This window comes from Haloarcula ordinaria, assembly GCF_029338275.1.
GTDB lineage: Archaea > Halobacteriota > Halobacteria > Halobacteriales > Haloarculaceae > Haloarcula > Haloarcula ordinaria.
Genome location: NZ_CP119789.1, coordinates 181,371 through 194,512 on the forward strand (window position 1 = coordinate 181,371; position 13,142 = coordinate 194,512).

General features: G+C 67.4%; 12 protein-coding genes. 7 read left to right on the forward strand and 5 right to left on the reverse strand.

Annotated features, from left to right (window positions below; translation table 11 throughout):
* The first annotated feature begins 87 nt into the window (after window positions 1–87).
* The 3 genes from P1L41_RS00975 to P1L41_RS00985 all read left to right on the forward strand — a co-directional run bounded on the left by P1L41_RS00975 (window position 88) and on the right by P1L41_RS00985 (window position 2,092).
* Window positions 88–840: a bacteriorhodopsin gene (locus P1L41_RS00975; RefSeq protein ID WP_276297016.1), complete on the forward strand. Its 753-nt coding sequence runs from the start codon at window positions 88–90 to the stop codon at window positions 838–840.
* 91 nt (window positions 841–931) lie between these two features.
* Entirely contained in the window at window positions 932–1,624 is a 693-nt protein-coding gene (locus tag P1L41_RS00980) for a V-type ATP synthase subunit D (RefSeq protein ID WP_276297017.1), read from the forward strand.
* Between the two features lie 75 nt (window positions 1,625–1,699).
* Entirely contained in the window at window positions 1,700–2,092 is a 393-nt protein-coding gene (locus P1L41_RS00985; RefSeq protein WP_276297018.1) for a DUF6276 family protein, read from the forward strand.
* A gap of 9 nt (window positions 2,093–2,101) precedes the next feature.
* On the opposite strand, the gene P1L41_RS00990 is transcribed toward P1L41_RS00985, so the two are convergent.
* A complete protein-coding gene (locus tag P1L41_RS00990) occupies window positions 2,102–2,479 on the reverse strand; it encodes a DUF7968 family protein (RefSeq protein ID WP_276297019.1) in 378 nt (125 codons plus the stop codon).
* A gap of 142 nt (window positions 2,480–2,621) precedes the next feature.
* On the reverse strand, window positions 2,622–3,875 hold the full coding sequence (prf1, locus tag P1L41_RS00995) for a peptide chain release factor aRF-1 (protein ID WP_276297020.1): 1,254 nt from the start codon (window positions 3,873–3,875) through the stop codon (window positions 2,622–2,624).
* Between the two features lie 385 nt (window positions 3,876–4,260).
* On the opposite strand from prf1, the gene P1L41_RS01000 reads away from it, so the two are divergent.
* Window positions 4,261–5,073: a MinD/ParA family ATP-binding protein gene (locus tag P1L41_RS01000; RefSeq protein ID WP_276297021.1), complete on the forward strand. Its 813-nt coding sequence runs from the start codon at window positions 4,261–4,263 to the stop codon at window positions 5,071–5,073.
* A gap of 21 nt (window positions 5,074–5,094) precedes the next feature.
* On the opposite strand, the gene argS is transcribed toward P1L41_RS01000, so the two are convergent.
* From argS to P1L41_RS01015, 3 genes are all read right to left on the reverse strand, one after another.
* Window positions 5,095–6,885, reverse strand: coding sequence for an arginine--tRNA ligase (gene argS, locus P1L41_RS01005; protein ID WP_276297022.1), 1,791 nt, complete (start codon window positions 6,883–6,885; stop codon window positions 5,095–5,097).
* A gap of 52 nt (window positions 6,886–6,937) precedes the next feature.
* Complete coding sequence (locus P1L41_RS01010; RefSeq protein ID WP_276297023.1) at window positions 6,938–8,704, reverse strand: site-2 protease family protein; 1,767 nt, start codon at window positions 8,702–8,704, stop codon at window positions 6,938–6,940.
* 74 nt (window positions 8,705–8,778) lie between these two features.
* The gene (locus tag P1L41_RS01015) at window positions 8,779–11,058 is read right to left on the reverse strand and encodes a nitric-oxide reductase large subunit (RefSeq protein ID WP_276297024.1); all 2,280 of its coding nucleotides are present in this window, start codon (window positions 11,056–11,058) and stop codon (window positions 8,779–8,781) included.
* Window positions 11,059–11,228: 170 nt separating this feature from the next.
* Here P1L41_RS01015 and P1L41_RS01020 point away from each other — a divergent pair, with 170 nt between their 5' ends.
* From P1L41_RS01020 to P1L41_RS01030, 3 genes are read left to right on the forward strand one after another with little or no spacing between them, the layout of a single operon-like run.
* Window positions 11,229–11,645, forward strand: a complete 417-nt coding sequence (locus P1L41_RS01020; RefSeq protein ID WP_276297025.1) for an SRPBCC family protein — start codon at window positions 11,229–11,231, stop codon at window positions 11,643–11,645.
* Window positions 11,646–11,650: 5 nt separating this feature from the next.
* Window positions 11,651–11,995 (forward strand): CGCGG family putative rSAM-modified RiPP protein, encoded by a 345-nt coding sequence (locus tag P1L41_RS01025; protein WP_276297026.1) that lies wholly within the window; start codon window positions 11,651–11,653, stop codon window positions 11,993–11,995.
* Window positions 11,995–13,059 (forward strand): radical SAM protein, encoded by a 1,065-nt coding sequence (locus P1L41_RS01030; RefSeq protein WP_276297027.1) that lies wholly within the window; start codon window positions 11,995–11,997, stop codon window positions 13,057–13,059. The genes P1L41_RS01025 and P1L41_RS01030 overlap by 1 nt, the downstream gene beginning before the upstream one ends.
* Window positions 13,060–13,142 lie beyond the last annotated feature (83 nt).

Consider the following 13,142-nt stretch of genomic DNA (forward strand, 5'->3'; position numbering starts at 1 on the left):
TCCGCTACTCTGTCCGCCTCCGGCAGCCGTGCCTAACCATTATGGTACGGGAAATTTTTACGAATTGTCCTTATGTTAGCCTGCACCATGCCACAACCAGGAAGTGAATCGATTTGGCTTTGGCTCGGCACTGCCGGGATGTTCCTCGGTATGCTATACTTCATCGGTCGCGGTTGGGGAGAGACCGATGACCGTCGCCAGAAGTTCTACATCGCGACGATACTGATAACGGCGATCGCGTTCGTCAACTATCTCGCGATGGCACTGGGCTTCGGGCTGACGATAATAGAGTTACCAGGGGATCCGGAGGTGCCCATCTACTGGGCACGGTACACCGACTGGCTGTTCACGACGCCCCTGTTGCTGTACGACCTCGGGCTGCTCGCCGGTGCTGACCGCAACACCATCGCGTCGCTCGTGAGCCTCGACGTGCTCATGATCGGGACGGGTGTCGTCGCGACGCTCAGCGCGGGGAGCGGCGTCCTCGCCGCCGGCGCGGAGCGACTCGTCTGGTGGGGCATCAGCACGGCGTTCCTGCTCGTGCTGCTGTACTTCCTGTTCAGCTCGCTGTCCGGGCGCGTCTCGGACTTGCCGAGCGACACGCAACAGACGTTCAAGACGCTACGGAACCTCGTGACGGTAGTCTGGCTCATCTACCCGGTCTGGTGGCTGGTCGGGACCGAGGGACTCGGTCTCGTCAACCTCGGCATCGAGACGGCCGGCTTCATGGTCATCGACCTCGTCGCGAAGGTCGGATTCGGGTTCATCCTGCTCCGTAGCCACAGCGTGCTCGACGGTGCGGCCCAGTCGACGACCGGCGCTGCCCCGGCCGACGACTGAACCGGTTCGGTTCCGATTGCGGATTTTTTCGACGCCACCCGCCAGTCACGACTGAAAACGGTTAACTGACTCCGCCCAGAATGTCGTCGTAATGGCGAAGGACGTCAAACCCACGCGGAAGAACTTGATGCAGATCGAGGACCGCATCGAGCTCTCCGAGCGTGGGCACGACACGCTGGAGAAGAAGCGTGACGGCCTCATCATGGAGTTCATGGACATCCTGGACCAGGCACAGGACGTCCGGAACGACCTGGACGACGACTACGAGCGCGCCCAGCGAGCCATCAACATGGCCCGGGCGATGGAAGGCGACGTCGCCGTCCGTGGCGCCGCCGCCGCGCTCAAAGAACACCCCGAACTGACGACCCAGTCGAAGAACATCATGGGCGTCGTCGTCCCGCAGATCGAGTCCAGCAAGGTCAAGAAGTCGCTCGACGAGCGTGGCTACGGTGTGATGGGGACGTCCGCCCGCATCGACGAGGCCGCCGAGGCCTACGAGGAACTGCTCGAGACCATCATCCTCGCCGCGGAGGTCGAGACGGCGATGAAGAAGATGCTCGAAGAGATCGAGACCACCAAGCGCCGCGTCAACGCCCTCGAGTTCAAGCTCCTGCCGGACCTCTACGACAACCAGGAGTACATCGAGCAGAAACTCGAAGAACAGGAGCGAGAAGAGATCTTCCGCATGAAGAAGATCAAGGCCAAGAAAGAGGCCGAAGAGGACGCCATCGCCGCCGAGGAAGCCGCCGAAGAGGAAGTCGAAGCCGTCACGGCCGACGACTGAATCTAGCAGACCGCGCTCGTATCTCACTGGGTGCCGGGCCGCCACGCTCTTCTCGCCCCGGGCCCACCACTCCCTATGTCCTGTTCGAACTGCGGTGGCGACACTGTCGCGTTCCCGGTCGAGGAGGCCCTGCGCGAGTACCTGCCCGACGGGACGGTCGGCGTGAGCCTCTGCCGGTCGTGCCTGTCGATGGACCCCGTCGACGACCCACCCGAGGCGGTCCCCGACCTCACCGTGCTCGGCGACAGCTTCCCGTCGAACCCCGCCGCCGCAGTCCCGATGGCGTTGCTCGTCGGGCTGCTCGACTCGCTCGCGCTCAATCGGCCGGAGATTACCGCGTTACTGGAGCGGGTGGAACGGGCCGGGACCGACCCGCTGCTCGTCGTCGACCGACTCGACGACGCCTACGGCGACGACGCGTTCGTCGACCTGGGGGCACGTCGCCACCAGCTCGCACAGTTGCTGTAACGGACGGCCCTACATCGCGCCGGCGTCGTCGGCTTCTAGCACGGCCTTCCGGGAGACGACGTCGATAGTCGTGTCCCCGCCGATTCCGGTGCCGCCCTCGACCCGTTCGACGCGGAGCACCACGTCCTGGGGACTGGCACAGCCGCAGTTGACGAACTCGTCCCACTCATCGCCCACGGAGACGGGACCCGCGTGCGCCCAGCGGAGGTAGCGGAGGTAGGTCGCTTCGGTCATGCTCTCCTGGAGCCACTCGCTGTCGGCGACCCACCAGCGCTTGTCGTCGTCGGGGTCTGTCTCGGGAGAGCGAAACGAGACGAGGATCCGGTCGGCCTGGTCTGTCACCGTCGACGGGTCGGTCCTGTTGACCCGCTCGCTGTCGGTCGTCATTACCGGAGCTAGGGGCCTGCGCCAATTAAGGGTTTTGTCCGAATTGTACAATACTACTGTGCCGTCGCTCGACGGCGGAGTTTACCGACGGCTGCTGGACGGGTGAAGTCTGGCGCAACATTCAGACGGGAGAAAGTAGCCCTTAGACGCCCGTCGAGTACCGCAGCAGACCCGCGACGCCGCCGAAGGCGTTGAGCAGTTGCTCGCCTTTCTCGAAGTCCGTCGAGATGAACACCGTCTCGGTCCCGCGCTGCTCGGCCAGCTGCATCAGGTGGTCGATGGCGTCCTCGCGGTCGCCCTCGTCGGCGTCGACGGTCGCGCCACACCGGGTGCAGTCGTGGTCCTTCGTGGTCGTCGAGGAGTTGATGAGCTCGTACTCGTCGTGACCGTTCTCACAGGTGTAGGCGACGACGTCCTTCCGGAGGTCCTCGGAGATGAGCAGCTGCTCGACGGCGCCCATGTTGAGGTTCTGGCGGGTCTGCTCGAAGCCGTAGGTGGCCTTCTCGCCGTCGTGCAGTTGCTTGAAGAACTCCTCCATGACCTGCTTGTCTTGGAGGATCTCGTGTTCGGCCAGCACCTCCTGGGCGGCGTCGACGAGGTCGTAGAGGCCGGACTCGTCGGTGTAGGCCACGTCGAACTTCCCGAGCACCATGTCCTGGAGCTCGTGGTGGAGGTAGTCGCCGTCGAGGAACTCGTCTTTCGTCGGCGATGGGCCGCCGACGAGCACGCCGTCCATCTCGTGGCGGTCGGGGACGAACAGCTCGTTGGCCATGCCGGCGACCTCCTGGTAGAAGTTGTCGATGGCCTCCAGGCGCAGGCGGGCGAACCGCTGTGCGGACTGCCCCCCTTTGCGCTGTTTGCCCGGGACCAGCGAGGAGGCGGACTTGACGGCCTCGACGCGTTTCCCCTTGAGCCAGCCGACGTTGGCCTCGCGCCGGTCGAGGACGATGAGCCCGAACAGGCCCTTGTCGGCCAGCATCTCCTCTAGAGGTTCGGTCAGGAACTCCGAGTCGCAGTGGTAGCGGAACGACTCGATTGGGTCCGGCGGGCTCTCCAGTGACTTCGTGACCATGTTCGTCCGGCCGCCGCCGGCGTCGATAGCGCCGGAGAACAGCACCATCCCGTTCTCCGGCGGGTTGTCGTAGTACCGCAAGCGGTCCTTGATAGAGGTCAGCGCGTCCTGGACGGCCGTCCGAGTGTCTTTGGACTTGATGTTCGACGCCTCGGAGTGCTCCTGGGTGACGTGGGCCACCACGTCGCTCAGCTGCTTGTCTTCGGGGACGTAGATAGAGACGAGCTGCGTGCCCGAGCCGCTGTACCCCTTGAGCTCCTCGATGACCTTCCGGAACTCGTACTTCTGTTTGTCCGACTGGTCCTGTTCCTGCTGCTCACTCATTGTCAGTGTTTGGCCGGTGGTGGGTAAGAAACTGTTGACAGGGAGCGAAGGGCACGAACGAGCCACGCGAGTGAGTGGTCTTCGAGGTGAAACGGCGACCGGAGGGAGCCGTGGAGCACGGTCGCCGCGAGCGTAGCGAGGGGCGCCAGAAGGTCGAGCGGGGAGCGCAGTGACCCGCGAGACAGCGAGGGGCCGACCGAAGGGAGGGTCCTCGAGGCGGCGCGGTGAGCGAAGCGAACCGCAGAGCAGGGAACGAAGGGCACAAGCGAGTCGTGGGAACAACCACCGCTACAGGACCACCGCGACCACGACCTCCCTGCGACCCCTCGTTCATCCGACAGCCGGATTTATATGCCCCAATACCCTGGGGACAAGCAATCAGGATATGGCGGGGTACGTCTGTACAATCGCGGGCGGGAAAGGCGGCGTCGGGAAGACGACGACCGCGGTCAACCTCGGTGCCGGCCTCCAGGAGCTGGGCTACGACGTCGCCGTCGTCGACGCGGACCTCGGCATGGCGAACCTCGGGGCGATGCTCGACGTCGACCCAGAGAAGAACTTACACGACATCCTCGCCGGCGAGGGCGCTGTCAGCGAGGCGCTCGCCGACGCGCCCGGCGGACTGACCGTCGTCCCCGGCGACCAGTCGCTCGACGCCTTCGCCGACGCCGACCCCGCCAACCTCCGGACGGTCGTCAAGACCCTACGGAACGCCTACGACGTGGTCCTCGTCGACACCGGCGCGGGCCTGAGCGACGCGGTCGGGGTCCCGCTGGGACTGGCCGACGGAATCGTCCTCGTGACCACACCGAACGACGTCGCCGTCAGCGACACCATCAAGACCGCCGAGCTCGCGGCCCGCATCGGCGGAACGGTCCTCGGCGTGGTCGTCACCCGCGTCACCCGCGAGACGGACCTCGCCGCCATCGCCGACCGCGTCGAGTTCCCGCTGCTCGCGGTCGTCCCGGACGACACGAAGCCGACGGCCGACGAGCCGACCCTGCTCAACGCCCCGGAGCGGCCCGCTTCGGACGCCTACAGGCGTCTGTCTGAGGCACTCGAAGCGGTGTTCTTCGATGGAGAGGAAGCCGAGGAGGACCTCGAGGCCATGGTCGACGACGAGTGGTTCGTCGACGAGGACGCGGCGTCGGAGGACGAGGACGACCAGTCCGGCGGGGTCTTCGGCCTGTTCAACTGAGCGCAGGTCGCGTATTCTGTACTACATCGAGTCCGGTGCCTCGACGCCCAGCACGTCCAGCGCGTTCGCGACGGCGTGACGCGTCCCGGCGACGAGTGCGAGTCGCGCTTCGCGGGTCTCCGCGTCGGCCGAGAGCACCGGACACTCCCGGTAGAAGGTGTTGAACGTCTCCGCGAGGTCCCTGGTGTAGGTGGCGACCGAGTGTGGCTGGAGGTCGGCGGCGGCCTCGTCGACCACGGCCGGGAACCGCGCGATGACCCGCAGGAGGTCGCGTTCCGCTGGTTCGTCGAGGACGTCGACGTCGGGTGCGGGCGGAACCTCGTCTTCGACGTCGTCGTCTCGCGGTTCCACCGCTCGACTGTCCGAGGCGCGGTTCCGCGCCTCGCTAAGAATGCCACAGCAGCGCGCGTGGACGTACTGGACGTACGGCGCCGACTGGGCTTCGAAGTCGAGCGCGCGGTCCCACTCGAAGGTGATGCCCTTCGTCGGCTGTTTCGAGACGATGTCGTAGCGGACCGCCCCGACGCCGACCTGGTGGGCGATGCGCTCGACGTCGTCCGCGTCGAGGTCGTTGCGGGTCCGGTCGTCGAGGCGAGACTCGACCTCCTCGCGGGCGCGGTCGATGGCCTCGTCGAGCAGGTCGTCTAAGTCGATGCCGGTCCCCTCGCGGGTGCTCATCCCGCCCTCGGGGAGGTTGACCCAGGAGTAGAACACCTGCCGGAGGGCGTCGGTGTCGTTGCCCAGCAGGTCCAGCGCCGCGGAGAGCTGGTCGGCCTGGAGCTTGTGGTCCTCGCCCAGCACCGTCACCGCGCGGTCGTAGGTGTCGAACTTCCACTCGTGGTGGGCGAGGTCGCGGGTCGTGTAGAGGGAGGTGTCGTCGGAGCGCAGGAAGACGAGGTTCTTCTCGAAGTCAGGTAGGTCCAGTTGCCAGGCGTCCTCCTCGTAGACCGCACAGTCCAGTTCCTTCAGGCGACCCACCAGGTCGTCGGTCGAGCCGTCGCGCATGAACCGCGTCTCCTTGACGAACTCGTCGAACTCGGCGGGGAGGCGCGAGAGCGTCCCGCGCATCCCGCCCAGCACGGTGTCGACCACCTCGGCGACCCGCTCGTAGGTGTCCTCGTCGCCGTCTTCGAGGCCCTGAAGGATGGCCTGGACCTCGGCTTCGGCCGCCTCGACGCGGTCCGGGTCCGCTTCCTCTAAGAACTGATTGCCTTTGCGGTAGTACCGGACCATCTCGTACTCCGGGGAGTCACGCTCCGGGTCTGGCAGGTCGCTCTCGTCGAACGTCTCGTAGGCCCAGGTGAACACTGCAATCTGGCGACCGGCGTCGTTGACGTAGTAGTGGCGGTCGACGTCGTAGCCGGCGTAGTCGAGCACGCGGGCGATAGCGTCCCCGATGATGGGGTTGCGCGCCCGGCCGACGTGGACTGGGCCGGTAGGGTTCGCCGAGGTGTGTTCGACGACGACGCGCTCGTGGCGAGCGGGGAGCCGGCCGTAGTCGGCGTCGGTCGCGGCGTCGAGCGTGTCCGCGAAGTACGCGTCGCTGGGCAGGAAGTTGACGTAGGGGCCCTGTGTCGTGACCGCGCTGACGTATGGCAGGGCCGCGAGGTCTATCTCGTCGGCGACCTGGGCGGCGACCTCGGGCGGCGGCGCCCCGACCTCGCCGGCGAGGCGGAAGGCCGCGCTGGAGGCGAGGACGGCGTCGACGTCCTCCGGCGGCTCCTCGATACCGAGGTCGTCGGTCGGCAGGTCGAGACGCGTGAGCGCGGACTCGAGGGCGTCCTCGACCTCCGCGCGGAGCTGCAGGAACATACGCCCGGCTTTCGCGGCGGGGGGTAAATGGGTAACGAAAGGGTCGACCGGTTCAGGCGAACAGCCGCGGGCCGAACACCATCAAGATGAGCCCGCCGATCATCGACAGCGTCACCGTCAGCGTCACTGCCGTCGTCAGCCGGCGTCGGTCGGGAATCGGGAGCCGCGAGACGAACGACTCCGTCGTCGTCCGGAGGATGTGCCCGCCGTCCAGCGGGAACGTCGGGACGCAGTTGAACTGCCCGATGACGACGTTTATCCACCCGGTCCAGAACAGGGCGTTCGCGAGCAGGAACACGCCGCCGGTGCCGAGCGCAGCGAGCGGCCCCTGGACCGTGTAGAAGTTCGTCGCGATGCCGGTGAAGCCCGCGAAGTTGTAGCCGAAGCCGCCGGCGACGCCGATAAAGGGCAGGATGAGCACGCCGAAGACGCGCTGGGCGAAGGAGAAGCCGCGGTCGGCCGTCGGGTCGTCGGTCTCGCCGCCGATGAATGAGAGGAAGGTCGCGGCCGGGTACTCGTCGATGCCGAAGTCGTTGACCGAGACGCCGCTGACCCCCGCCAGCGCGTTGATACCGAGGATGCCGTTGTCAGACCCGTCGCTCGACCCGAGCGTGACCTCGTAGGTCCGGCGCTCGCCGTCGACGTAGCCCGTGACGGACACCTGGTCGCCCGGCTGGGTCTCGTCGAGTGCGGACAACAGCGCCTCGGAGTCGTGGATTCGCTGCCCGTCGAGGGCGGTGAGTACCATCGACTCGCCGGCCGGGCCGCCGGCCGCGGCGAGCGCCCCGTCCTCGGCCACGAGGACATAACTCCCGAGCGGCATCGTCACCGACTCGCCGCCCTGGGTCTGGAGCGTCGCGACGGTGGTGTTGCGTGCGGCCCGCTCGAACTGGCTCTGGGTCGTCACCGCCGTCCCGTTGACGGCGGTTATCGTGTCGCCGTTTCGCAACTGCGAGCTCTGGACCGCGCTGGCGACGACGACGGCCCGGTCGACCGTGACTGTCTCGCCGCCGCGTCGCGCGACGGACACCGTCTCGTTGTCGTTGGCCGCGAGGACCGCCTCAAGGTCGCGGGCGTTCTCGACGCTGACGCCGTCGACGGCGGTGATGACGTCGCCGGAGTCGAGGCCGGCCGTCGCGGCCGGGGTGCCTTCGAGCGTCCCGCCGACCGGGACGCCGTCGACGACGGAGATAGCGCCCGCGACCGGGCCAAAGAGCAAGACGAGCGCGACGAAGGCGAGCGCGAAGTTGTTCGTGACGCCCGCGGCGTACATCCGGGTCTGGGCGCCGCGGTCGGACTTCAGGAGTTTCTCCTCGTCGGGTTCGACGAAGGCCCCGATGGGAATCACGGCCAGCATCGCCAGCCCCATCGACTTGATGTCGATGTCCTCGACGCGGCAGAGCAGGCCGTGGCCGCCCTCGTGGACGATGAGGCCGAGTGCCAGGCCGAGGACGATTTCGGGGGCGACAGACAGCGGGAGGAAGTCGTTGACGCCGGGAATCGCCAGCGCGTTACGCGGTTCGTTCAGCGCGGAGGGCTGTGGGTCGAGGATGGCCTGGACGGCCCCCACCGCGACCAGCAGGAAGGACCCGGCCATCACGACCAGCGCGATGCCGACCCCGAGGTTCCCCCAGGCCCGCCAGAACCGCTTGGGCCTGGCCAGCCAATCGAGGAACTCCTTGCCCCGCTGGGTGTGCAGGGTCGTAATCGGGCCGGTGAACCGGATGTACTCGGGCACCACGCCACGGGCACGGAGGAGCATCGCCACGAAACTGTAGGCGACGAGGCCCGCGAGGACCCACGTCAGCGTGCTTACCATCTACCAGTACGGAAGGGGCAGCGATTCAAGAGGGTTTGGTTCGACCCGCTCTCGGCGGGTGTGCGGACGCGCCGCTAGTCGTCCGAAACCATCGGGTCGGACACCGGTGCGTCGTCGTCGGCCAACACCGAGCGCAGGTCGAACCGCTTGCGGAGCACGTCCGCGGTGAAGATGGTCGTCCCGAGGATGATGAGCGTGTCACCGGGCATCCGCGCCCAGAACAGCAGTTCCACGAGCGGTCGCTCGTAGAAGGCGACGCTCCGGGCGGCGTCGTAGCCCTGCGTGAACGCCACCTCCAGTTGGAGGAACCCGACCGGCGTGACGGAGCCGAGCACCATCAGCGCCAGGCCGGCGTTCCAGCACCAGAACGCGTAGCGGAGCCACGAGCCGTCCCAGTCGGTCGGGTCGACGCTGATTCGGAGCATGTAGGTCGCCATCCCTATCGCGAGGAAGCCGAAGGCCCCGAACATCGCCGCGTGAGCGTGTGCGACCGTGAGGTAGGTGCCGTGCTCGTAGTAGTTCACCAGCGGGAGGTTGATGAAGAAGCCCAGCACACCGGCGCCGACGAAGTTCCAGACGCCGGAGGCGACGATGAACATGAACGGGACGGTGTAGGGGAACGCCTCGCCGCCGGTCGCCATGGCTCGGTACTCGTTGATGGCCTCGTAGAGGATGAACACGAGCGGGACGAGTTCGAGCGTCGAGAAGGCACTCCCGATGGGCACCCAGAGGTCGGGCATGCCGATCCACCAGTAGTGATGGGAGACGCCGATGACGCCGGTGCCCATAACCAGCAGCGCCTCGAACATCACCGCCTTGGCGGCGCTCCGGCGCTTCAGGAGGTTCATCGACACCAGCGTGATGCCGACGATGGCGACGATGAAGAACTCGAAGGCCCCCTCGACCCACATGTGGACGACCCACCAGCGCCAGAACTCCGTGACCGCGATGTTCGTCTGTGGGGTGTAGAGCATCCCGGCGCAGAACAGCAGCGCGATGGAGCCGCCAGCGTAGAGGATGAGATGCGACAGTCCGTACTTCGGTTCGTCGTCGAGGAGCGGTTTGAACCCGCGGTAGGCGAGGCCGGCCCAGATAAGGAAGCCCGCCAGCAGGCCGACCTGCCAGAGCCGACCGACTTCGAGGTACTCCAGGCCCTCGTTCCCGAGAATCCACCACAGCTGGCCGTCGAAGACACCCTGCGCGCCGAGCCAGATACCGACCAGCCCGCCGACGGTGACGACCACGAGCGCCCCCAGCAGCCCGTTGACGAAGGTCCCCTGGCGAGCGGGTTCGTGCCCCGTCAGCAGCGGCGGGAGGAAGAGGCCCGCGCCGAGCCACAGGGTCGCGATCCAGAGGATGCCGAGGTCGATGTGCCACGTCTTCGCGATGGCGAAGGGGAGCCACTGGAGGATATTGACCCCCAGTAACTCGCCAAGGCCGAAGAAGGCGGCCCGCTCGACGTAGAAGTGCGCGAGCAGCCCGCCCAGCAGCACCTGCGAGAGGAACAGCCCGGCCGCGACGGGGATGAACCGCGTCGCGGCTCGCTGCCCCGGGAACAGCGCCACGTCGTCCGGTTTGGGGACGTCGATACCGTCGACGTCCGGTTCGGGCAAGTCGATGCTCCGGTAGAGCCAGACGGCGAGCCCCACACCAGCCACCAGCAAGACCATCGCGACGACGCTCCAGGTCATCGCGGCGGCGGTGGCGTCGTTGCCCGCGCCGGGCGCGTAGGGCCACTCGTTCGTGTAGGAGTGGTCGCCCGCCGGCCGGTCGGCGTGGGAGAACCACGCCGTCCACATGGCGAAGTCGGCGAACTGCCTGGCCGCTCGTTCGCTCTCGATCATTCCCTCGGGGACGCCGCGGTCGTGACTCCCCTCGTGGTAGCGCTCGACGTACTCCTCCCGGACCTGTCGGTGGGCGTACGCCTCGGCGGCGGAGTACTGGACCACGTCGCCGTCGGCCCGCCGGTCGAGTCGCTGTTCGACGCGGGTGGCGATGGCGGCCTGGCGCTCCGCCGAGAGCGCGTCGTAGCCGGTCCCGTACTCCTGGCGGGCGTGGTACGCACGCATGTACTGCACCTTCAGGTCCAGCGCGTCGGCAGTGAAGTCGACGCCGTAGTACGCGCCGTTGCCCAGAATCGAGCCGTGATTCATCAGGCCGGCCCGCTGGAAGGCCGTCTTCCCGGTACGGATGTCCTCGCTGGTCGCGAGCGTCGCCCCGTCGGGCCCCTCGATGCGGTCGGGGATGGGCGGGGCCTTCTCGTAGGCCAGTGCCGCGCCGGCGCCCATCACGACGAGGTTGACGACGAACGCGACGACGAGGAGTCTTGCGAGCGTCTGTCTGGTCACCTGCATACGGGAGCTGGTCGGACGGCCACGCCTTTCAACGAGGGACGGCGTTCCCACCGGGCGGCAGTGTGGGCGAACGTGTTCGGCCGCGATCGGATAGTCATCGAGCGCACCGCGTTCCCGATGCACGGGAACCCGGGCGGCGTTTTACGTGGCTGAGCGACAGAGAACCGAGTATGGAGCGTGTCACAGTCTCGCGGCACTTCGAGACCGACCCCGGGACCGTCCGGGCCGCGATAGCCGACACGGCCGCATTCATGCGCGGTGCGGGGTTCGACGCGGTGGACTACGACGGGGACCACCTGCGCATCGAGAACCGGGTCGGGCTGTTCGACGTCGACCTCGAACTCCGCGTCGTGTCGGACGAGGACGCGGCGCTCGCCTACGAGCAACACGAGGGCGTGTTCGACTCGATGCGGACCGAGTACCACGTCGAGGCGGTTGCCGGCGGCACGACGGTCACGGCGACCACGGTGTACGAGATGCTGGACCTCGCCGTCGTCGGTAAACTGCTCGATGCGAGTGTCGTCCGACGCCAGCGCCGAAAGGAACTGAACACACAGTTCGACTGGCTGGCCGAACGCCTGGAGTGACGAACATGTTCGCGACACGACTCTGGCCGCTGGCGCTGCAAGGCCCACCTATGGGCCTGACCGACGACGACGTGTCCGTGACGGACCACGTCCACGAGAACTCGTGGTCGGCGAACCTGGAGACGGCCGACCACGCCGAGGACCGGGCGCTGGTGACCGAGGGGGCGGTCGACGCCGTCGCGAAGACGGCACCGGGCCACCACGTGAACCTCGTCACCCACGCCGCACACGGCCACCCCGAATCGTACCTCTTCCCGGTCCTCGACGAGCGGTTCGGAGCACGCATCGAGTACGACTACGTCCAGCAGTGTGGCTGTGGCGGCCACGTCACGAGAGTGCAGGTCGACTGATGTTCGGGGACATCGACTTCGACGAGCGACCGCTGGTGCTCATCTGGGAACTGACGCAGGCCTGTGAGCTGGCCTGTAAACACTGTCGGGCCGACGCCCAGCCACGGCGTCACCCCGACGAACTCACCACAACCGAGGGCAAGGCGCTCCTGGACGAGGCCCGACAGTTCGGTGAGGGCCAGCTGGTCGTCCTCTCGGGGGGCGACCCGCTCGCACGCGACGACGTCGTCGAGCTGGTCGACTACGGGACCGACCGCGGCCTCCAGATGACGCTGACGCCGAGCGGAACGACGTCGCTGACCGCCGACGCGCTGGCCGACCTCGAGGCCGCCGGGCTCCGGCGACTGGCGCTGTCCATCGACGGCGGCAGCGAGACGGCCCACGACGGGTTCCGCGGCGAGGACGGCAGTTTCGAGGCAACCCTCCGGGCGGTCGAGGCCGCCCGCGAGCAGGGCATCCCGCTCCAGGTCAACACTACGGTCTGTGCGGAGACGGTCGAGCAGTTACCGGCCATCCGAGACCTCGTCGCCGACCTCGGGGCAGTGCTGTGGTCCGTCTTCTTCCTCGTCCCCGTCGGTCGGGGTCGGGTGCTGACGCCCATCACATCCGAGCGGGCAGAACGGGTGATGGAGTGGCTCCACGACGTGGCCGACGAGGCCCGCTTCGGCGTCAAGACCACCGAAGCGCCACACTACCGCCGGGTCGCCGCCCAGCGGGCGGGGGGCGAGGACGACGGACTCCGCCGGCGGAGGGGCGTCCGTGCGGGCAAAGGGTTCGCCTTCGTCAGCCACACCGGCGAGATCTATCCCTCGGGTTTCCTCCCCGAGTCGGCGGGGAACGTCCGCGAGGCGTCGCTCGTCGACGTCTACCGTGACGCCGACCTGTTCGAGGCGTTGCGCGACGACGACGCCCTGCAGGGAGACTGCGGGGCCTGTGAGTTCCGAACCGTCTGTGGCGGAAGCCGCTCGCGGGCCTACGCCCACACCGGCGACGCGCTCGCCGAGGACCCGCTCTGTGCGTACGACCCCCAGTCGGCGAGCGAGCAAGCCCCGGCCGACGACTGACTTTTTCGCACGTCACCGTCCAGGAGCGTCGCGCTCGAGCAGGGACACCGCCGGGGAGGGGTACCGGCACGGCGAGACTGCGG